The organism is Achromobacter ruhlandii, from assembly GCF_002082135.1.
In the GTDB taxonomy this organism is placed as follows: domain Bacteria; phylum Pseudomonadota; class Gammaproteobacteria; order Burkholderiales; family Burkholderiaceae_B; genus Achromobacter; species Achromobacter ruhlandii.
In genome coordinates this window covers 4,723,970-4,744,406 of the sequence record NZ_CP017433.1, presented here as the reverse complement: position 1 = coordinate 4,744,406, position 20,437 = coordinate 4,723,970, and the positions used below count along the sequence as shown (strand labels likewise).

The window sequence follows — 20,437 nt, the reverse complement described above, 5'->3', positions numbered from 1 at the left end:
CCGACCCCAGCCGGCGCGGTGCCCCCGCCGCCGCTTGCCGCGATGCCGCCGCCCGCGCCCGGCGCCGCCGCGCCGGTCGTGGCGCAGGGCCAGGTCCAGCGTCTGCTGATCAATCCCTACGGCGAGGTCGACGGCCTGCGGCTGGCCGACGGCACCGTGGTGCGGTTTCCGCCGCATCTGTCCCAGGCGCTCAGCGCGGCGATCAAGCCTGGCGACGCCGTCCGCGTCATTGGCCGCCCGCAGTCGCGCGGCAGCGTCAAGGCCGACGCCATCGTCAATGCCTCCAGCGGCCAGACCGTCTATGACCAACCGCCGCCGCCGGACGCGGGACGGCCGCTGCCGCCGCACCTGCGCGCCCAGGCGCTGCGGCCGCAACGGGTGGAAGGCCAGGTCGATGCCGTGCTGACCGGCCCGCGCGGCGAGGCCAACGGCGTCATCCTGACCGACGGCAGCATCGTCCGCTTCCCGCCGGAGAGCCTGCGACTGTCGGTACTGCCCGGCGCGCCGTTCGCCGCCGACGGCCTGGGAACGCGCAACGCCCTGGGCACGTCGCTGGAGGCGATCAGCATGGGGACCAGCCTGTCGGCGCTGCAGCCGCTGTATGACCGCACGCCCTGAGCGCTGCCGCGTTCTTCCTGACCGGGCCGCCGCGCCGAGCGGCGGCCTGCCCATCATTCCCCCGGGATTTCCGAAGATGTCTCCCAAGCTCCTGCCCGTCGCCCTGCTGCTGGTCTCCAATGTCTTCATGACCTTCGCCTGGTATGGACACCTCAAGTTCGGCGAACGTCCGTTGTATGTCGTTGTCCTGGCCAGCTGGCTGATCGCCTTCGCCGAATATTGCTTCGCGGTGCCGGCAAACCGCATCGGCCATGCCGTCTACAGCGCCGCCGAACTCAAGACCATGCAAGAGGTCATCACCTTGACGGTGTTCGCCGTGTTCTCGGTCTTCTACCTGGGCGAGCGTTTGACGCTCAATCACCTGGTCGGTTTTGGCTGCATCGGATTGGGCGCGTTCTTCGTCTTCAAGGGCCCCTTGCCCTAGGAAACGATCATGACGACCGCGCAAACGGACACCGACTCGCAGCGCTGGCTGGCGGGTGTCAACTTCTTCCTGGCCGACGTGCGCGACGGGCTGGGCCCGTTCCTGGGCGTGTTCCTGTTGGGCCATGGCTGGCACGCCGACGCCATCGGCTACCTGATGACGGCCGCCGGCCTGGCGGGCATGCTGGCCACCACGCCGATGGGCGCGTGGGTGGATGCCTCGCGCCGCAAGCGCGGCCTGCTGGCCGGCGCCACCCTGGCCCTGATCGCCTGCAACCTGGCGCTGTGGGCCCTGCCGGTGGCCAGCGTGGCGGCCGCCACGCAGATCCTGGCGGCCATTATTGGCGCCCTGTTCGCGCCGGCCATCATGGGCCTGACGCTGGGGCTGGTCGGTCCGCGCGGCTTGCCGCGCCAGCTTGGGCTGAACGAGGCCTGGAACCACTCGGGCAACGTCGCGGCCGCGGCGCTGGCCGGCCTGGCCGGCTACCGCTGGGGCCTTTCGGCGGTCTTCGTGTTGATGGTGGTGGTGCCATGCGGGGCGTTCGTCTGCCTGGGGCGGATCCGACCGTCGGCGATCGACCATGATGTCGCTCGCGGGGCCGAGCCCGCGGCCTCGGCCCCGGTGGGCCCGCAACAGGCGCCGGGCATCTGGCAAGTGCTGTCGCGCTCGAAAGCGCTGCGCCGGGTGGCATTGATCATGATGCTGTTCCACCTTGGCAATGCGGCCATGCTGCCTCTGCTGGGGCAGTCCGCCGTTGCGCGCGGCCAGGCCGACCCCAGCGCCTATACGGCGCTGACGATCATCGTCGCGCAACTGGTCATGATTCCGGTGGCGCTGCTGGCCGGACGCCACGCCCGGCAGTACGGCTATTGGCGGCTGCTCGCGTTGGCATGCTGTGTGCTGCCGCTGCGCGGGCTGCTGGCCGCGGCCTTGCCCGCCGCTTGCGCGCTGGTGCCGGTGCAGATGATGGATGGCGTCGCCGCCGGCCTGATGGGCGTGGCGCTGCCGGGGCTGGTGGCATCGATCCTGCGCGGAAGCGGGCATGTCAATGCGGGGTTGGGGGCGGTCATGGCCATCCAGGGCGCGGGCGCGGCGCTCAGCCCGGCCCTGGGCGGCTGGGTGGCGCAACACCATGGGTACGGCGCGGCCTTCATCGCGCTGAGCGGCGTCGCCACGCTCTCGTTGGCGCTGGTCGCGACCCACCGGACGGCGCGCGGCGACGTGCGAACCGGTGACGCTCGGCGGGCCGCCGACGTAAACTCTTGCCATTGACCATGCAGGCACCGGTGACAAAGGGTTCGTCATGTTATCCACCTTGATTTACCGCAGCCGGCTCTGTAGCGCCATGCGCGCTGACGATTTCGACCTTCTCATACGGAAGGCCAGGGTGCGCAACGCGTCCTTGGACGTCACCGGCATCCTGCTTTTCGACGGCAGTCACTTCGTCCAGTTGCTGGAAGGGCCGCCGCGGGCGGTGGAGGCGCTGTTCGACACGATCCAACGCGACCCGCGGCATGGGAGCGTTGTGCGGCTCCTGCGCGACCAGGGACCGTTTCGCCGTTTCGAGGGCGATCAGATGGCAATGATCGACCTGCGTGAGTTCGAGGCGGCGCGGGTGCCCTCGCTCATCCTCGACAAGATGAAAAAACAGGCCAGGCTGGCTGCCAGCGACGACCGGGTCGCCAAGATCCTCACCTGGTACGCGCTGGCGCAGTCAACCCACCCCATCGCCGATGGCGACGATGGGGCGGGCTGGAGATTCGAGGCGGACGCCGCCTTGCCCGAGCCCGGCTTGCGCGCGGAGCAGGCGTATCAGTTCGCCCTGCAGCCGATCGTCGAGCCGATGCGGCGGGAGATCAGTTCGTTCGAATTCCTGATTCGTGGTCCGTCCGGCGGATCGCCGCAGGAGCTGTTCTCGACCGTGCCGCCAGACCAGCGCTACCGGATCGACCTGGAGTCCAAGGCGTCCGCGTTTCGCCTGGCAAGTCGCCTGCATCTGGACGACATCAAGCTGTCGGTGAATCTGTTGCCCATGTCGTTGGTCGCCGATCCGTCGGCGGTGGAATTCCTGGTCGCGCAGATCACGGGGTGCGGTTTGTCGCCCCGGCAGGTGATCGTGGAGATCACCGAGGAGGAGGCCATCGTGAACCAGGGCGACTTCGGCGCGGCCATCGAGCGGTTGCGCCGCGCCGGCATTGGCGTGGCCATCGACGATTTTGGCGCGGGCTTCGCCGGCCTGTCGTTGCTGGCGGATTTTCAGCCGGACAAGCTCAAGATCGATCGCAAGATCATTCAGAACATCCATTCGGATGGCCCGCGGCAAGCGATTGTGCGCGCGATTGTCGAAGTGTGCGCGGCGTTGGGAATCACGCCCGTCGCCGAGGGCGTTGAACGGGTACAAGAGTGGCGTTGGCTGCAGGCGGCGGGGGTGGAGCGTTTCCAGGGGTACCTGTTCGCCCGGCCCGCGCTGAACGGCGTGCCGGCGGTCCGATGGCCGCGACGGTCTGGCGGGCATCAGGGTAGCTGAGGGGGCGGAATCCGCCGCGGGATGGATGTCAATTCAAATCCGATGGGAGCACTCACCCATGACAGTCAGATTGGCGGCCTTGAATCAGAGTCTGGTCACCGTAGCCAGGCTGATGGATACCGCGAATGATCTCGACGGCGTGAAAGCCGCGTTCGCGCTGCACGCGGAGGTGGCCTCGGGGTTGTTCAGATTGGTCGAGGCGGAGTTGCTGGAGCTTCGACAGAAACTCGAAGACGTGCAGGAAACGCTCAGGCAGGCGGGGCCGCGGTAGATGCTGTCCGTGAGCCCGCGGCGCGCCGGACGCTCCGCCGCGGTGGGCGGCTTGCGCAGGCTCAAGTCGCCTGAGCGCGGCCGCGATACTGAGAGGGCGTGAGACCGAAGCGCCGCAGGAACGCCTTGGACAGTTGCCCCTCGGAACGGAATCCGGTGGCCCTTGCCAATGCCTTGAGCGGCTGGTCGGCATCCAGGCCCGCGCGTACCGTTTCCAGCCGCAACGCTTCCAGGAAGGCGCGCGGCGTGAACCCGGTCGCGCGTGTGAATCCACGATGGAAGGTGCGGGGCGCCTGGCCCGCCGCCTGGGCCATGCGTTCGACGCTGATGGCCTCGGCCATGTGGCGGCGCAGCCAATCGACCAGTTCGCCATAGGCGCCGGCCTGCCCCTCCAGGATGAGCGAATACTGCGCCTGGTTGCCGGGCCGCCGCAACGCCAGGTTCAATTGGCGCGCCACGCGAGAGGCCAGCCAGCGGCCCGCATCCTGCTCGACCATCGCCAGGCACATGTCGATGCCGGCGGTCACGCCGCCCGAGGTCCAGAGCCTGCCGTCCTGGACATACAACGCGTCGGGATCCACATCCAGGTCGGTGAAATGCCCCGCCAGCAACTGCGCGGAACGCCAGTGGGTCGCCACGCGCCGGCCGGCCAGCATGCCCCAGTGGGCCAGCAGGAATGCGCCCGTGCATACCGAGGCCAGCCTGCGCACACGCGGGCACGCCTGGTCCAGCCAGGCTCGCAACGCTTGATCCGCCCCGGCATGCATCAACCCGTCCCGTTCGCCGCCCGCGATGATCAGCGTGTCGACGCTGGCGGGGGCGACGCTGGCGGCGGCTTCCGTGTGCAAGGTCAACCCGTTCGACAGCGTGATGGGCCCACCGGCGCCGGACAGGACGACGACGCGGTAGGGGGTATCCACGCCCAGCGCGCCGGCCATCGCGAAGACATCGGCGGGACCCGCAATGTCCAGATGCTGCGCGGTGGGGAAGGCGAGGATCGCGATCAGGCGCGACCTGTCGGCTGGCGGGAGTGGGAGCGACATGAGGGACGTGAGGGGAGGAACAGCCGCCATGGTAACGGCCAGTGGCAGAAAACGGCGGAATCTTGTCATTGCTGCCAGCCTTGCGGATGTCTTAGTCTCGCCGGGTTGAGGCCGGGCCTCGTCGAATGCAGGGGTACACCGATGTCAGGCAAGGGGCGTCGTTCGGTTTTGTGGTGCGCATTGGCGTGCGTGCCGGTCGTTATTGCGACGCTTGTGTGGCGCGATCCAGGCGGTGTGCCGGCTGCCCTGTCCCGCCCGCAAGCGGGGCAGGCGCTGCCAGGCCCGCGCCTGTCCGCGGATCCGTCGCGCAGGCCGGTGGTTGCCGTGATCGCGCACAACGCGAACACCGAGTTGGAGGATTTCGTGGTGCCGTACGCCGTATTGAAGCGCGCCGGCGGCGCCGATGTGTGGGCGTTGGGGCTGGAGCCGGGACCCGTGCGCTTTTTCCCGGCATTGCGGGCGCGTCCCGACGCCGATATCGCCGCTTTCGACCAGCGCTATCCCGATGGCGCCGACTACGTCATCGTGCCGGCCGTGCACGATGACGACGATCCACGATTGCTGGCGTGGGTGGCGGGCCAGGCCCGCAAGGGCGCGGTGGTCATCGGAATCTGCGATGGGGTCTGGGTGCTGGCCCGGGCCGGCTTGCTGGAGGGCCGCGAGGCGGTATCGCATTGGTATTCCCGCGGCGCCCTTGCCGACGGCTTTCCCGGCGTGCGATGGCGTCAGGATCGACGCTACGTGGCCGACGGGAATGTCGTGACCACCACGGGTGTCAGCGCCTCGATTCCGGTGTCGCTGGCGCTGGTGCAGGCGCTGGCGGGCCCGTCTCGGGCGCAATCGCTGGCGCGGGAGTTGGGGGAGGGCGAGTGGGGCGGGCCGCACCCCGGAGAGGGGTTCCGTCTCGGGCCGCGGCATCTATACACCGCGGCGGCCAACGCGGTGGCGTTCTGGCGCCATGAAACACTGGTGGCGCGGCTGGCGCCCGGCGCCGATGATCTGTATCTGGCGCTTGCCGCCGATGCGTTCGCGCGCAGCTACCGGACCTCGATCGTTGGAAGGACCGGCGATGCGGGGCCGGTCACGTTGGCGAGCGGCCTGGTCTATCTGCCAGACGACGGCGCGGATGCCGGCGAGGCGTCATTGCCGTGGCTCGCGGAAAAACCCGTGGCCGAGGGCGAGCCGCGCGCGGCGCTCGCCCGCATGCTGGATCTGCTGCAGGATCGCTACGGCCAGGCGACAGCCGATTTCGTGGCATTGCAGTTGGAGTATCCGAGGCCAAAACGCTGATTGCGCGCGAGCGTCGGCGCCAGGCTACCCCGCGTTGTCCCGGTCCAGCGACCGCAACTTCTCCGGGATCTGATAGCGCTGGCCGTCGAACTTCAGCGTGCGCGGGATCTTGCCCTTGTCGACGACCTTTTCCTGGCAGTCGCCTTTCTGCAAGGCCGTGCGGCTCGACTCGTACGACTCGCTCGTGATCAGGTCGCGGTATCCGTGGGTGGCCGTGTCGCCCACGGACAGGGTGACCACGCGGCTGTTGAATCTGCCGGCGCAGTTGGTGTCCCATTCGCCGGTCGAGCGGCTGGCGATCAGGCCGTCCAGCACCATCGCCAGCCCCTTGGGGCCGATATCGAACAGGCGCAGGCTGGTTTCGTCGAAGGGATTGGCGCGCGAGGCGCCGACGTGGGAGATCCGCAGGCCGAAGGCGCGGCGGCCCGGGGCAAGGTCATAACGGGCGGTGTCGAAGGATACGTTGGTGATGCGTATGGCATCGTCCGACATCACCCCGGGCAGCAGGATGTCATGGCGCGTCTTCAGGGTGGCGCGGTCCAGCACCAGGATGCGCAGGTCGCCCGTGTGGCCGTCGTCCTGGTTGGGCGTGTCCTGCACCAGTGGAATCGCCGCCAGCAGCAGGTCGGGGTGGGCCGGCCACGTCTTGCAGATCACGGCGAAAGGCTCGCCGTAATCGGCGTCGGCGATGCGGATGACGATGTTGTCGCGGCCAAGACGGAGGTTGCCGTCCTTGTCGGCGGCGGGCGCCTGGGGATAGGCCGCGCGCACGATCGCCTCGGCCTGCGGGCAGGCGTCACGGGCGGCGTGCGCGGCGCCGGGGGCGAGCAAGGCGGCCAGCGCCAGGGGGGCGGCCAGGGCGGACAGGGAACTTAGCATGTCGGATGTCGGGGTTGTCATTGCGTATGGGTCGGGGTGGCGGCGCGCGAGGCCTGCGTGGGCATGGGTTCCTGCGTCAAGGTGCCCGGCTCGGAGGGGGATGGCCGTATCACCACGGCGTTGTGGCTGTCGTTGGCGCCCAGCTTGGGCAGGTCCGCGGGCCGCGCGGCCAGGTTGGCGAAGGGGCCGCCGCCGGTGGCCGGCATGCCGTCCAGCGTCAGGCTGGCGGCCCACTGGCCATCGCGGCGCGAGAGCACCTGGTAACGCTGGGGGCCGCCCGCCATACGTGCCACCACATACAACGTGCCATTGATGAGATGGAGCGCCGGCGGTGACGCGGCCTCGGCCTCCAGCCGCGTCGGCTTGCCGCGCTCGACCAGCCAGAGCGGGCCATCGGCGCGTTCCAGGATCGCCAGGACCACGTTGCCCTGCGCATCGGCGTCGATGGCGGGGCGGCCGATATAGGGCACGCCCAGGTCGGCGGGCGCGCTCCAGTCCATGTCCATGTCCGTGGTGTCGCCAGCTTCTTCCAGGCGGGTCAGGTGATTGTTGGCGCGTTGGCGGAAATAGAGTTCGACCCGGTGTTCATGGTTGCGGATCGCGGCCAGTCCGCCGGCCGCTTGGGGCGCGGGGATGCGGCGCCAGGGCTGCCAGTCGGGGCGCTGGCTTTTGGCGGCGGGCCGCTGGCGGGTGTAGAACAGCTGGCCGCCGCCCGCCGATGCGAACACGATGTAGCGGCCATCGTTGCCACGCACGACCGCGGGCGCGCCGGTGGCGCCGTCCAGCGGCGGCAGGCTTTGCCAGGTGCTCCAGCTGCCGTCGATGCCTGAAGGCGCGATCCAGTGCAGCAGGCCGTCGTAGCCCAGCGCCACGGCGGCGGCTTCGCCGCGCGGCGCCACGGCCGGGATCTGCGTGACGCGGATGCCGACCAGTGCCTGCCACCCCTGCCAGGTGCCATCATGGCGCTGTTTGTTGGCCCACACCCCGCCCAGGGGATCGCGCGCCATCAGGCCGGCGGTGCCGTCGGCGTGGCCGAACGTGACCAGCGGGCCGCTGGTGCGCCCGCCCAGGCTCTGCCAGCGGCGCTGGCCCGAGTCCCAGCGGTTGACGGCGGCATTGGTTTCGCCGGCGGCGAACACCACCAGGCCGTCGCGTCCATCCGGATAGATCTGCGGCGGCATGTCCTGCCGCGACACGTAGTAGGCGCGCTGCACCCAGGCGGCGGCCGGCCCGGCGGGTTCCTTGCAGCCCGTGGGGCCGGCGCAATAGTGGTAGTCGTTCCAGGCATAGTGCTGGAAGATCACCGATTTGGTGGCGATTTCGTTTTCGGCGAGGTTGCTGGCGCGTTCCTGGCTGGGGTAGTCGATGTAGCCGGTCTCGGCATAGTTGCCGGGCGCGCGCAGCATGGCCGCGCGCACCAGCCGCGCGCTGGCGATATGGTCGGGATGCCCGTGTCCGGCGCAGCGCCAGCACAACTGCGTGTAAGGCACCGTGATGGTGTCGTCCAGGTGGCGCACCGTGGTCGGTTGATACTGGCGGATCAGTTCGGCCAGGGTGTCGACCAGTTGCTCGCGCGAGTAGACCTCGGGGTAGGGGCCGAGCGTGTCCACCATTTGCCCCGGTTCGGATTCGGTGCGGCTCAGCGGCGTGAGGCTGCCCCAGCCCTTGCCCAGCCACGGGTCCTTCAGGCGCAGGTGCCACAGTTGCACGCGCGGATTGCCGCTCAGGGTGAAGCGCGCGATCTGCCGCGGGCCGACGCGGCCGGCGCTTTCTTTCCAGAGATCGGGCTGGCGCGCCATGTAGGCGTAAGCGGCGCGCACACCGCGCTCGCGGCCCAGCATGTAAGTGTCGCCTTCGCCGGCGTCGCTGGCCGTCAGATAGACCACGCGCACGCAGCCGCCGGCCGCGATGTTGGAGGCGATGTCCGGGTTCATGAACAGCAGGTCGTCGTCCAGGTGGGCGACGAAGGCCAGGTCCTTGATGCCGTTGCACTGCGCCAGCGTGGGCGGCGCGGCGAGGGCGGGGGAGGCCAGGCAGGCGAAGAACAGCGCCCGCGCGGCAAGGGAGAGCAGGGTCGTGAGTATCCGCGTCAAGAGGCGTGGCTCCGGAAGGCAGGGATATGAAATTGCCGGTTGCGGGCATCTTAGCAAGTCGCGTCGCGGACGGGCTGACCCCGATTCCGGGCGCGAGCGGCCGGCAGGGCCGGTGCCGGGGGCGCATCGCGGGCGGGAGGAAATCGTGGGTTGACAGGAAATCAACCAACTAGTAGATTGGTTTACTCGAAACTGTTCGCGCCCGGCCGCATCCATCGTTTTCGCTGATCATCATGTCCATACCGATAAACCTGGAACTGTCCCCAAGGGCGCTGGAAATCGTCGCGCAGACCAAGCAGCTGCTTGCCGCCGGCGGCTATCACGGCTTCAGCTATGCCGATGTGTCCGAGCGCGTGCGCATCGGCAAGGCCAGCATCCACCACCATTTCCCGGCCAAGGTCGACCTGGTGCTGACCGTTGTGGCGCAGCATCGCGCGCAGGCCCGCGACGGCCTGGCGGCGCTCGACCAGCGCGTCAAGGATCCGCTGGCGCGGCTGACCGCCTATACCGACTACTGGGCCGGCTGTATCCGCGACGGCAGCGCGCCCATTTGCATCTGCGCCATGCTGGCCGCCGAATTGCCCCTGTTGCCGCAGGCGGTCGCCGATGCGGTGCGGGCCTATTTCAGCGAACTGAGCACGTGGCTGGCGCTGGTGCTGGAACATGGCGCCGCGACCGGGCAGTTCCAATTGCGCGGCGGCGCCCAGGCCGAGGCGCAAGCCTTCATGTCCACCGTACACGGCGCGATGCTGACGGCGCGGGCGTTCGGCGATCCCGACACGTTCGCCGCGATTGCGCGCGCGGCCATTGCCAGGCTGACGGCGCCAGCCTGATCGTTTTGCGGCGCACCCCGGCGGGTGCGCTTTTTTTGCCATCAAAACCAACCAACTAGTTGGTTGTTTAACGTGACGTACACCTGCCGTCTTTTCCCACCGTCTGTTTGCCCCTCTTTCAAGGAGTTCCCCTCATGCCACATCCCATTTCCGCCCTGGGCGCGGCGCACACCCTCATCAGCCTGGTGCCCGCCTTTACCGGGCTGTACAGCTTCGTCCGCTACCGCGGCATCGACAGCGCCACGCCCGCCGGCAAGGTCTATCTGGGCGGCTTGCTGGTGGCCGTGCTGACGTCCTTCGGGCTGTCCAGCACCGGCGGCTTCAATGCCGGGCACGCGCTCGGCATCCTGGCGTTGCTGGCGGTGTCGGGGGCGCTGCTGGTGGCGCGGATGCCGTGGCTGCCCCGTGCTCGCCAGCATCTGGCCCAACTGGGCTTTTCGTTCAGTTTCTTCCTCATGTGGATCCCGGGCATCGCGGAAACGTTGACGCGGTTGCCGGCGTCGCATCCGTTCGCCGAGAGTCCGCAGTCGCCGCTGGTGCGGGGCGCGCTGGCGACCTGGCTGGCGGTGTTCGTGCTGGGCGCGGCCGCGCAGCAGTTGTGGATCCGCGCGCGGCGCCGTCGTGTGCCGGCCGGCGTGGCCCGGGTACAGTCATGAGCCACTGCGGCCTCGATGCGCTTGGCGCGGCGCGGATGGGCGATGTGCGCGATCCCTACCGCGCCGAGCGCCTGCGCGTCCAGATGCAGGCGGCGCGGGGCGCGCCGGCGCCATCGTTCACGCGCCCGCAAGTCGAGCGCCCGCGGGCGACAACGCCGCCCGGGGTGACCGGGTTGGCACGGGCAGGCGCCGGCGCGTCCGTCGATCCGCTGCGCGACCAATACACCGCGCACTGCGTGCGCAACGCGATCCGCGCTTTCCACGAGGAACAGGCGCGCCTGCAGGCGCGCGGCGCGGCGGTCAACCAGGCGCTTCGGGATGAGCAGACGGTATTGCAGGCGCGTGCCGGGGCGGCCAATGACCTGGGCACGATCCCTGCGCTGTTGCCGTTGCAGCCGTATCGCATCGCGGCTGGCCAGCCTGCGCTGCTGCCGCCCGCGCTGGTCGTGGCCGCCAGCGCCGCGCAGGCCATGGTGGCGCCGGTGGCGGCGGCGACCGCGCCGCGCAACGCCACCGATGATGCGCTTGCCACGGATCCCGCCACGCGTGCGCGCACGCGCCGCGGGTGACGCGGACGGCAAGGATCAGTCGCGGCCGGCGTCCGCCAGCGCGGTCAGCGCCGCCAGCCGGGCCGTGTCGGCGCCGGCGGGAGCCGTGGCCACGGCCGTGCGCACGCGCTGCGCCAAGGCGCTGTTGAAGTCGGCCGCGAGATCGGCGCGCACGGTGATCCGCCGCGTGGCTTCGTCCAGCAGCATGTCCGGCGTCACGCCGGCCGCATCCAGCCGCGCGCCATTGGCGCGGTATACGCGGGCGGTGGTCACCACCAGCGCGCCCTGTTCGGCGGGCAGGGGCAGTACCGTCTGGATCGTGCCGGCGCCAGCGGTCTGCGCGCCGATCAACAGGGCGCGGCCGTGGTCCTGCAGGGCGGCGGCCACGATTTCCGCGCCGGCGCCGGTGCGGTGATCGACCAGCACCACCACCGCCACATCATGCGGCAGCAGGGCGTCGCGGGCGCGCAGGGGATGGGCATTGGCCGGGGTGCGGCCACGCAGGCCGCCGATCGTGGCGCCTTCGGGCAGCGCCATGCCGGCGACTTGTTCGGCCACGTCGAGCAGTCCGCCGGCATTGCCGCGCAAATCCAGCACCAGGCCCGCCAGCGGGGCGCCGGCGCGGGCGGCGGCGTCGAGCGATTCCCGCAACTGGGCGCCGGTCCTGCTGTCGAAGCCGGACACCCGGATCAGCGCGACCGCGCCGTCCCGTTCCCACTGCACCGTGGGCGGCGCCTGCACCGGCCCGCGTACGGGCTGCGCCATGATCGTGCCGGCTGTGCCGGGCCGACGCAGCGCGAGCGCCGGCCGGGTGCCGGTCGCGCCGCGCAGCAAGGCGACGGCCTCGGGGAGCGGCAGGCCCGCGGTGGGCTGGCCGTCGACGCTGACGACGATGTCGCCGGCCTGGATGCCGGCGCGTTCGCCGGGGCCGCCGGGCAAGGGCCGCACCACGGTCAGGGCGCCATTTCGCAGAGAGAGTTCCAGGCCGACCGAGGCGGGCGGGGGCGCCAGTTCGGCACGGCTGGCGACGCGGCTATAGGGGTCCAGGCTGGCCATCATGCCGCGCAGGGCCGCGTACAGCGCCGCCTCGCGCGCGGCGGCGTCGCCAAAGCGCAGGATTTCATCGGCCAGGATGCGCGTCTGCGGGGCAAGGCCTTCGGCCTGATGTTCGGCCTGGACGGCCTGCTCGATGGCGGCCCGGCGCGCGGGCGCGTCGGCGCCGGGCAGGACCGCCAGCGCGCGCAGGCCGTGCACCGCCAGCATGCGTGAACCGACCGGATCGACGTACTGGTCCGCGACCTGGGTCATGGCGGCCGCGAGCGTGGCCTCGATTTCCAGGCGCGACAGGGCACTGGCGGGGGACGCCAGCACGGCCGTGCCGGCCAGCAACAGGGCGCCCAAGGCGCGTCGCATCGTGGCACCGTGCGTGGCCACGGGGTTACTGGACTTTCACGCGCACCGCCGCGCCGGGACGCGGTTCGAACGCGGGCACCGTGCGGTTCTTCAGCGTTTCGCCCGCGAGGCTCCATACCCGGGTGTCGGTCGGGAAGTCCTCGCTGCGCGTCATCTTGTCGATCTGCGCGGCCGCCAGCTTGCCGGCGCCATCGACCTCGGGATTCCAGGCGTACACGCCCCACTGGCCGAACCAGGCCACGGGCGCGTCGGCGTCCAGGCGGCGGTCGGGGCACATCACGAAACCCTTGTCCAGCAGCACGCGCAGGGCGCCCACGGGCACCAGCTTGACGGTCGGCGTGGTGCGCTCCTTGCTGTGCCCGGGGCACACGTTGGCGCTGCGCGCCACGGTGGTGTCGACGACCTCGCGGTCGGACTGTGCGTAGCTGGTGGATGCGGCGCACAGCGCGAAGGCGGCGGCGGTCAGGGCGAGCGGGCGGTGGCGGATCATGCGGAGCCTCCAGGTCGGGGAGCGGATGGTTCGGGGAGTGGGTCAGTCCTGTCGGGTCGGGCGATGGCCCAGAAGCTGGCGCCGATCAGGGCGCCCAGCGCGGCGGCCGCCAGGGGGACCGCCGGGCGTGACACCACGGTGTCGGCCAGCATGTACAAGGCGAGGCGCAGGTCGGCGGGACCGAACGCGGAGGCGATGAGGAGCGCGGCGCACCAGCCCACCAGGCCGATGGCGGTGAAGGCCAGCACGTAAGGCGCCAGCGCGGTGCGGCGGCGACGCCGCAGCAGCCGGTGCGCCGGCAGGCCCAGCACGGCCATGGCGATGGCGCCGGCCAGCAGGCCCAGCAACGTGGCCATGAGCACCCAGTCCGGCTGTTCGGCGGGGCCGGCGAGGCCGGGCGCGTCGCGCCAGAACAGGCACGCTTGCAGGCCAAGGAACACGGCCGTCCAGAAAGGCCCGGCCAGAAAGGCAAATGGAAGTCTTGTCATTCGGCGGAATGCGGCGCCGGCGCTTGCGCGCGGCGCCCCAACTTTTGCGTGCGCCGATCTTAGCAGCCGCCCGGTATCGCCGACGGTTACAGGTGCGACAGAACGAACGCGCCGCGCTCAGCCGGCGGCCGGCGGCACTTGGCGCGGCAGCGTCACGCGAAAGCGCGTGATGGCATCGCGCGATTCGGCGGCGATGCGGCCGCCATGCGCCAGCACGATCTGCTGCGCGATGAACAGGCCCAGGCCCAGGCCACGGTGGCCGCCGGCGGGACGGGCGCCGCTGCGGAACGGATTGAACAGCTGCGGCAGCAGTTCCGGGGGAATGGTGCCGCCGTTGCTGACCGTGACGGTGACCTGGCCGGGCGCCGCGCCATCGACCTCGACGCGCACCGGCGCCTCGGGGCTGCCATGGTGCAGGGCATTGCCCAGCAGATTGGCGAGCACCTGCGCGATACGCTCTCCGTCCCACTCGCCGGCCGTATCGCCATGGCATTCGGTATCGATGCGGCGGTCGCCGGCGCCGGTGCGGATCTCGTCCAGCGTGCGGTCGACCAGCGTTGCCATGTCCAGGCGGGTCGGCGCCAGGGCCAGGCCGCCGGCCTGGCGGATGCGCGTGACGTCGAGCAGATCCGCGATCAGGTGGTTCATGCGTTCGCCGCTTTGCAGGATGCGCTGCGCCAGGCTGACCACGCGCGCATCCTCGCTCTGGCGTTGCAGCAGCGACGCGCCCATGATGACGGCCTGCAGCGGCGTGCGCAGGTCGTGGCCGAGCACGGCCATGAACATGTCGTTGACCCGCAGCGCCTCGGTGCGCGCCTCCAGTTCGCGCGCCAGCGCGTGGCGGCGTTCGTGCAGCTCGAAAAAGACGTTGGCCTTGCTGCGCAGCATGTAGGGGTCGACCGGTTTATACAGGAAGTCCACCGCGCCGCTCTCGTAGCCGCGGAACTGCCAGTTCTGCTCGCGCGAGCCGGCGGTGATGAAGATCAGGGGGATGTGGCGGGTGCGTTCGCTGCCGCGGATCAGCTCGGCCAGTTCGAAGCCGTTCATGTCCGGCATCTGCACGTCGAGCAGCGCCAGCGCCACGTCCGGATGATTCAGCAGCAGTTCCAGCGCCTGCGGGCCGGACTGGGCGGTGAGCACCTGGACACGCTCGCTGGCCAGCAGCGCTTCCAGGGCGATCAGGTTTTCGGGCACGTCATCGACCAGCAGGCACTTGATACGGTCGTCCGATGATTTGGCAGGTGTCAGTAGCATGGTGTCGGGGAAGAAGGTGTCAGGGCAGGCGCGCCAGCAGGGCGGCGATGGCTTCCGGAGGCAGGACTTGCGATGATGGGACCCGGGACAGGGCGGCGTCGGGCATGGCGCGCATGGCGGCGGTCTCGGGCGCCTGGACCAGCGCGTGGCCGCCCGCTGCCTGGATCGCCGCCAGGCCGTCGGCGCCGTCCTCATTGGCGCCGGACAGCAGCACGCCCAGCAGGCGCTCGCGATAGCAGTCCGCGGCGGACTGGAACAAGACGTCGATCGATGGCCGCGAGAAATACACCGGCGGCCCGATCGACAGGGCCAGGCGCGGCCCGCGATCCACCAGCAGGTGGTAGTCGGGCGGGGCGAAGTACAGGTGCCCCGGCTGTATCGGCATCTGGTCCTCGGCCTCCAGCACCGGCAGGGCGCAGCGGTCGCGGAAAATGTCGGCCAGCAGGCTGCGGCGGTCGCGCGGCAGGTGCAGCAGGACGATCACGGCCGCCCGCAGGCCGGCCGGCAGCGCCGGCAGCAGCAGGTTCAGGACATCGATGGCGCCCGACGAACCGCCGATCACGATGGCGTCCCAGGCGGCCGAGGCCGTTGCGTCTTCGCGCGGGGCCGGCGAACGACGGTTCATAGACCGGCCTTCTTGCGGTAGATGCGGTCTTCGAGCACGAAATCGTCGAAGCCGTCGGCCTGGGCCGAAAAGCGCACCGATTCCCGCGATCCCAGGCCCATGAAGCCGCGATGCACCAGGGCGTCGTGGAACAGGCGCAGCGCCCGGTTCTGGAGTTCGCGCTCGAAATAGATGAGCACGTTGCGGCACGATACCAGGTGCACTTCGGCGAAGACGCTGTCCGTGGCCAGGCTGTGATCCGAGAACACCATGTGTTCGCGCAGCGCCTTGTCGAACACGACGCGGCCGTAGCGCGCGGTGTAGTAGTCGGACAGCGAGCTGCGGCCGCCGGCCTGCGCGTGGTTGCGGGTAAAGGTGGCGGCGCGCTCCAGGTCGTACACGCCCTGTTCGGCGGTGCGCAAGGCGTGCGGATTGATGTCGGTCGCGTAGATCAGCGCGCGATCCAGCAGGCCTTCCTCGTGCAGCAGGATGGCGAGCGAATAGACTTCCTCGCCCGTGCTGCACCCGGCCACCCACACCTTGATCGAAGGATAGGTGCGCAGGATCGGCACCACTTCGTTGCGCAGCGCCAGGAAATAGCTGGGGTCGCGGAACATGTCGCTGACCTGCACCGTGAGGAATTGCAGCAGCTCCGTGAACACTGGCGGTTCGTGCAGCACGCGGTCCTGCAGCTGGGACAGCGTCTTGCAGCCGAAGTGGGACAGGGCGCTTTGCAGGCGCCGCTTGAGCGAGGCCTGGGCGTAGGCGCGGAAGTCGTAGTGATAGTGGTGGTAGATCGCGTCGAGCAGCAGGCGCTGCTCGATGTCCTCGGTGGGCACCTTGGCGGGCGGCGGCGTGTTCATGGTCTTGGAAGGGGGCGGGCGGCGGCTCGTCACTTGCGCATCCAGACGCGCACCAGCGACAGCAGGCGCTCGACATCCAGCGGCTTGGCGATGTAGTCGTTGGCGCCGGCGGCCAGGCATTTATCCTGGTCGTCCTTCATGGCCTTGGCGGTCAGCGCGATGATGGGCAGGCGGCGCCATTCGGGCCGGGCGCGGATCTCGCGCATGGCGGTATAGCCGTCCATCTCGGGCATCATGATGTCCATCAGCACCAGGTCGATGGCGCGCTGGCCATCGCTGCCGGCGCGGTCCAGGGCCTCCAGCGCCTCGCGGCCGTTGCGCGCGATTTCCACCCGCAGGCCGGTCGGCTCCAGGATGCTGGACAGCGCGAACACGTTGCGCACGTCGTCCTCGACCACCAGCACCGTGCGGCCTTCCAGCGCGGTGTCGCGGCTGCGCGCCAGTTCCAGCATCTGGCGCTGCTGCGGCGGCAGGTCGGCCTCGACCTGGTGCAGGAACAGCGTCACTTCGTCGAGCAGGCGCTCGGGCGAGCGCGCGTCCTTGATGATGATGGACTTGGAGAAGCGGCGCAGCCGCTGTTCCTCGTCGCGCGACAGGGCCCGGCCTGTGTACACGATCACGGGCGGGAACGACACGCTGTCCTGCTCGGCCATCTCGCGCAGCAGTTCGTGGCCGCTGATGTCGGGCAGGTTCAGGTCCATCACGACGCAGTCGAAGGTGGTGGTGCGCAGCAGGTCCAGCGCGGCGCTGGCGGTGGCGGCGGGCACGATCTCGACGTCATCGCGCGCCAGCAGTTCGCGCACGCTGTCGCGCTGGCGTTCGTCGTCCTCGACCACCAGCACGCGCCGCACGTTCTGCGTGAACTTGGCCTCCAGGCGCTGCAACGCATGGACCAGTTCCTCGCGCTTGACCGGCTTGAGCGCGTAGCCGACCGCGCCGCGGCCCATGGCTTCCTGCGCGTAGTCGGCCACGGACACGATGTGCACCGGGATGTGGCGGGTGTGCGGGTTGCGCTTGAGCTGGTCCAGCACGCCCAGCCCGGAGAAGTCGGGCAGGTTGATGTCCAGCACGATGGCGTCGGGACGCCGCCGGGTGGCGAGGGCGAGCCCGTCGGTGGCGGTGTGCGCCGCCATGCAGGCAAAGCCCATCTCGCGCGCCAGGTCGCCCAGGATCGAGGCGAAGCGCTCGTCGTCTTCGATGACGAGTATGGTGCGGGCGCCGTCCTGGCCGGCATCGTAATGGAACGCCGGTTCGGGTTCGATGGCCGCGGCGGCGATGGCCGGCGGCGTCGCGGGCACGGCCGGCGCGGGCGTGGCCATGTTCGGGATGACGGTCTCGCGCGCGGCCGGCGCGGCTTCCAGGCGCAGCGGCAGCAGCAGCGTGAACACGCTGCCCTGGCCCGGCGTGCTGACCAGCGACAGGGTGCCGCCCAGCAGTTTGGCCAGGTCGCGCGAGATCGACAGTCCCAGGCCGGTGCCGCCATGCTTGCGATGGGTGCTGCCGTCTGCCTGGCGGAAAGCCTCGAAAATCAGTTCCTGCTGGTCGGCCGCCACGCCAATCCCGGTGTCGTGCACGGCGAACGACAGCATGTTGCGCGGCGCGCGCGCGACCTTGAGCCCGACCGTGCCCTGGTCGGTGAACTTGAGCGCGTTCGAGAGCAGGTTCTTGAGCACCTGGCCCAGACGCTGCGGGTCGGTATGCAGCGATGCCGGCACGTCGGCGGCGATGTCCAGTTCCAGCGCCAGGCGCTTTTCCTGCGCGATCGGCCGCAGCGGATCCAGCAGCCGTTGCAGCGCCGGGGCGATGGCGACCTCTTCGACCTCCACCGTGGCCTGGCCCGCCTCGATCTTGGCCAGGTCGAGAATGTCGTTGATCAGCGCCAGCAGATCGCTGCCCGCCGCGTGGATGGTCTGCGCGTACTTGACCTGCTCCGGGCTCAGGTTGCCGGGCTTGTTGTCCGACAGCAGCTTGGCCAGGATCAGCGTGGAGTTGAGCGGCGTGCGCAGTTCGTGGCTCATGTTGGCCAGGAACTCGCTCTTGTACTGGCTGGCCTGCGTCAGCAGGCGCGCCTTGTCGGTCAGCGCGCCCTGCACCCGCAGCAGCTGCTCGGTCTGCTGTTCGAGGCTGACATTGGCCTGCTTGAGCTCGGTCTGCTGCACTTCCATGCGCGCCTGCGATTCCTGCAGGATACGGCTTTGCTGTTCCAGTTCCTCATTGCTGACGCGCAGTTCTTCCTGCTGGGTCTGCAGTTCTTCCGACTGGCGCTGGGTTTCGGCCAGCAGCGATTCCAGGCGGGTGCGGTCCAGGCCGGCGCGGATCGCCGAGGCCAGCATCTCGGAGGCGCCTTCGAGCAGGCTGCGCTCGCTCTCGCCCACCGGGTGGTTGAAGCCCAGCTCGATCACCGCATACACCCGGTCGTTCTGCATGGCGGGCGCCAGCACCAGTTCGGCCGGATTGGAACGCCCGGTGGCCGACGAGACCTCGAAATGCCCGGGGGGCACGTCGCGCAGGTGCAGCAGCTTGCGCGAGCTGGCGGCCTGTCCCACCAGTCCTTGCGCGCTCGCGATCTTCTGCGTCAGCCGCTCGGCGGGGAGGGCGTAGCCGCCAAAGAGTTCCAGGTCGTCGCCGCCCTTGACCACGTAACCGGCGCCCACGCTGGCATGCAGGTATTCGGCCAGGTACTCCAGCGCGCGCTTGCCGATCTCGTCCAGCCGGTGATCGCCGCGCAGGCGCATGCCCAGGCCCGACAGGCCGGCCGTGACCCAGGCCTGGCGCGCCTTGGCGCGGTATTCGCGGATGGTCACCGCGGCCGAGGCCAGGATCAGCGCCAGCAGCAACAGCGAACCGCCCCACGAGTAATAGGTGGAGGTGGCCGAGGCCGAGGCCCAGGTTTCGCGTTGATCCTCGACCAGCGACAGTTGCCGCGTGTACAGGTCGGCGACCAGGTCGCGCAGCCGGTCCATCGCGTCCTTGCCGGCATCGGTGCGCACCACGGCCAACGCGCCGGCGGCGTCGCCGGCCTTGCGCATGTCGACGGTTTCGCGCAGTTCGGCCAGCTTTTGCTGGGTGATTCCGGCGATGTCGTTGACGATGCGGCGCTGGGCCGGGTCGGCGGCGGCGGCCTCCTGGATCACGGCCAGGCGCTGCTCGATGAGGGGGACCGAGCGCAGATAGGGCTGCAGGTAGGTGGGATCCCCGGTCAGCAGGTAGCCGCGCTGGCCGATCTCGGCATCCTTGAGCGCCGAGTTGAACAGGCTGAGCTGGCGCAGCGTCTCGGTGGCGCGGTCCATGGCCTTGACCGCCTGGGTGCGGGTGTCGGCCGAGCGCACGTTGACAAAAGCGATGACCAGCGTGGCCAGGGCGGCCGTCACGAAGCCGAGCATCAAGGTGCGGGGCAGGGCGTGGCGGGCGGCGCGTTGCGGCGAATGCGGCATGGGAACGGTGTATTCGGGTGCGAAAGGAACGACGACTATACAGGGGTCTGTCCAATTGTTGCGTACGGATACAAATGCTTCCCCTCTGTAGGGCCGGCATGTCCTAGCATGCGCCTTCCCCCCGCTTTGCCTATTCGCCCGCGCCTCGGCTTGCGCCAAGGCCCCGGCCTGAACAACCATGACGAAAATCCTTTTGGTCGACGACCAGCCCACGCTGGTCGCCCTGATGAGCGAGTTCCTGAGCGGCGAAGGCTACGAGGTCGCGACGCACACGGACGGACTGACCGCGCTGCGGCAGATGCTGGAGCTGCGGCCTGACGTGGTCATTACCGACTTTTCCATGCCCGGCATGGACGGCGGCGCGCTGCTCACCGCCATGCGCGAGAACGCCTACCTGAGCGACACCCCCGTGCTGGTGCTGAGCGGTCGGCCTGAATCCGAACTCGAAGCGGCCTGCGCCGGCCGCGCCACGCTGCTGCGCAAGCCGGCCGAGCCGCAGGACGTGCTGCACGCCATCCGCAGCCTGCATCCGGCGCCGGCCCTGGCCGCATAGGCGGGCCCGGGCCGGGCGACGCCGTTGCGCTGACCGGCTGGCCGCGCGCGCCTCGGGGCGCGCTGGCGGTTCGCGGCATGCCGGCGATGGCGCGCCGGCCGCACCGTGCCTGCGGACTTGCCTGTATCATGCGCTCCAAGACATCCGTCCCCGAGCG

Annotated in this window: 20 protein-coding genes; 10 read left to right on the top strand and 10 right to left on the bottom strand. The window is 69.9% G+C overall.

What is annotated here, in order from left to right:
- The 5 genes from AruCF_RS21515 to AruCF_RS21495 form a co-directional block, all read left to right on the top strand.
- The coding region (locus tag AruCF_RS21515; RefSeq protein ID WP_367644006.1) for a hypothetical protein at positions 1-618 on the top strand (618 nt) is incomplete at its 5' end.
- A gap of 76 nt (positions 619-694) precedes the next feature.
- Positions 695-1,042: a DMT family protein gene (locus AruCF_RS21510; RefSeq protein WP_049076038.1), complete on the top strand. Its 348-nt coding sequence runs from the start codon at positions 695-697 to the stop codon at positions 1,040-1,042.
- 9 nt (positions 1,043-1,051) lie between these two features.
- Complete coding sequence (locus AruCF_RS21505) at positions 1,052-2,314, top strand: MFS transporter (protein ID WP_049076036.1); 1,263 nt, start codon at positions 1,052-1,054, stop codon at positions 2,312-2,314.
- 31 nt (positions 2,315-2,345) lie between these two features.
- On the top strand, positions 2,346-3,569 hold the full coding sequence (locus tag AruCF_RS21500; protein WP_049076034.1) for a diguanylate phosphodiesterase: 1,224 nt from the start codon (positions 2,346-2,348) through the stop codon (positions 3,567-3,569).
- A gap of 58 nt (positions 3,570-3,627) precedes the next feature.
- A complete protein-coding gene (locus AruCF_RS21495) occupies positions 3,628-3,840 on the top strand; it encodes a hypothetical protein (protein ID WP_054415139.1) in 213 nt (70 codons plus the stop codon).
- A 61-nt stretch (positions 3,841-3,901) separates the two neighbouring features.
- On the opposite strand, the gene AruCF_RS21490 is transcribed toward AruCF_RS21495, so the two are convergent.
- Entirely contained in the window at positions 3,902-4,882 is a 981-nt protein-coding gene (locus AruCF_RS21490; protein ID WP_080977486.1) for a GlxA family transcriptional regulator, read from the bottom strand.
- Positions 4,883-5,206: 324 nt separating this feature from the next.
- Here AruCF_RS21490 and AruCF_RS21485 point away from each other — a divergent pair, with 324 nt between their 5' ends.
- Positions 5,207-6,172 (top strand): DJ-1/PfpI family protein, encoded by a 966-nt coding sequence (locus tag AruCF_RS21485; RefSeq protein ID WP_235432696.1) that lies wholly within the window; start codon positions 5,207-5,209, stop codon positions 6,170-6,172.
- Between the two features lie 24 nt (positions 6,173-6,196).
- Here AruCF_RS21485 and AruCF_RS21480 read toward each other — a convergent pair whose 3' ends face one another.
- Positions 6,197-7,051 (bottom strand): PA3715 family protein, encoded by an 855-nt coding sequence (locus AruCF_RS21480; protein ID WP_083036843.1) that lies wholly within the window; start codon positions 7,049-7,051, stop codon positions 6,197-6,199.
- Positions 7,052-7,068: 17 nt separating this feature from the next.
- On the bottom strand, positions 7,069-9,144 hold the full coding sequence (locus AruCF_RS21475; protein WP_049076025.1) for a DUF8189 domain-containing protein: 2,076 nt from the start codon (positions 9,142-9,144) through the stop codon (positions 7,069-7,071).
- Between the two features lie 233 nt (positions 9,145-9,377).
- Here AruCF_RS21475 and AruCF_RS21470 point away from each other — a divergent pair, with 233 nt between their 5' ends.
- From AruCF_RS21470 to AruCF_RS21460, 3 genes are all read left to right on the top strand, one after another.
- Complete coding sequence (locus AruCF_RS21470; protein WP_049076022.1) at positions 9,378-9,977, top strand: TetR/AcrR family transcriptional regulator; 600 nt, start codon at positions 9,378-9,380, stop codon at positions 9,975-9,977.
- A gap of 134 nt (positions 9,978-10,111) precedes the next feature.
- Positions 10,112-10,633, top strand: coding sequence for a hypothetical protein (locus AruCF_RS21465; protein WP_049076019.1), 522 nt, complete (start codon positions 10,112-10,114; stop codon positions 10,631-10,633).
- Entirely contained in the window at positions 10,630-11,202 is a 573-nt protein-coding gene (locus tag AruCF_RS21460) for a hypothetical protein (RefSeq protein WP_049076017.1), read from the top strand. The genes AruCF_RS21465 and AruCF_RS21460 overlap by 4 nt, the downstream gene beginning before the upstream one ends.
- A 15-nt stretch (positions 11,203-11,217) precedes the next feature.
- Here AruCF_RS21460 and AruCF_RS21455 read toward each other — a convergent pair whose 3' ends face one another.
- The 7 genes from AruCF_RS21455 to AruCF_RS21425 form a co-directional block, all read right to left on the bottom strand.
- On the bottom strand, positions 11,218-12,594 hold the full coding sequence (locus tag AruCF_RS21455) for a S41 family peptidase (protein WP_080977485.1): 1,377 nt from the start codon (positions 12,592-12,594) through the stop codon (positions 11,218-11,220).
- 25 nt (positions 12,595-12,619) lie between these two features.
- Positions 12,620-13,084 carry a hypothetical protein gene (locus AruCF_RS21450; RefSeq protein ID WP_049076013.1) on the bottom strand — a complete coding sequence of 155 codons (465 nt, stop codon included), beginning with the start codon at positions 13,082-13,084 and terminating at the stop codon, positions 12,620-12,622.
- Positions 13,081-13,572: a hypothetical protein gene (locus tag AruCF_RS21445; protein ID WP_049076011.1), complete on the bottom strand. Its 492-nt coding sequence runs from the start codon at positions 13,570-13,572 to the stop codon at positions 13,081-13,083. The genes AruCF_RS21450 and AruCF_RS21445 overlap by 4 nt, the downstream gene beginning before the upstream one ends.
- A 117-nt stretch (positions 13,573-13,689) precedes the next feature.
- The gene (locus AruCF_RS21440; RefSeq protein ID WP_049076010.1) at positions 13,690-14,826 is read right to left on the bottom strand and encodes a hybrid sensor histidine kinase/response regulator; all 1,137 of its coding nucleotides are present in this window, start codon (positions 14,824-14,826) and stop codon (positions 13,690-13,692) included.
- A gap of 19 nt (positions 14,827-14,845) precedes the next feature.
- On the bottom strand, positions 14,846-15,451 hold the full coding sequence (locus AruCF_RS21435; protein ID WP_049076008.1) for a chemotaxis protein CheB: 606 nt from the start codon (positions 15,449-15,451) through the stop codon (positions 14,846-14,848).
- Positions 15,448-16,293 (bottom strand): CheR family methyltransferase, encoded by an 846-nt coding sequence (locus AruCF_RS21430; RefSeq protein ID WP_049076006.1) that lies wholly within the window; start codon positions 16,291-16,293, stop codon positions 15,448-15,450. Before AruCF_RS21430 ends, AruCF_RS21435 begins: the two co-directional genes overlap by 4 nt.
- Positions 16,294-16,322: 29 nt before the next feature.
- Positions 16,323-19,727, bottom strand: a complete 3,405-nt coding sequence (locus tag AruCF_RS21425; RefSeq protein WP_049076005.1) for a response regulator — start codon at positions 19,725-19,727, stop codon at positions 16,323-16,325.
- A 178-nt stretch (positions 19,728-19,905) separates the two neighbouring features.
- Here AruCF_RS21425 and AruCF_RS21420 point away from each other — a divergent pair, with 178 nt between their 5' ends.
- Positions 19,906-20,280: a response regulator gene (locus tag AruCF_RS21420; protein ID WP_235432695.1), complete on the top strand. Its 375-nt coding sequence runs from the start codon at positions 19,906-19,908 to the stop codon at positions 20,278-20,280.
- Positions 20,281-20,437: the final 157 nt, after the last annotated feature.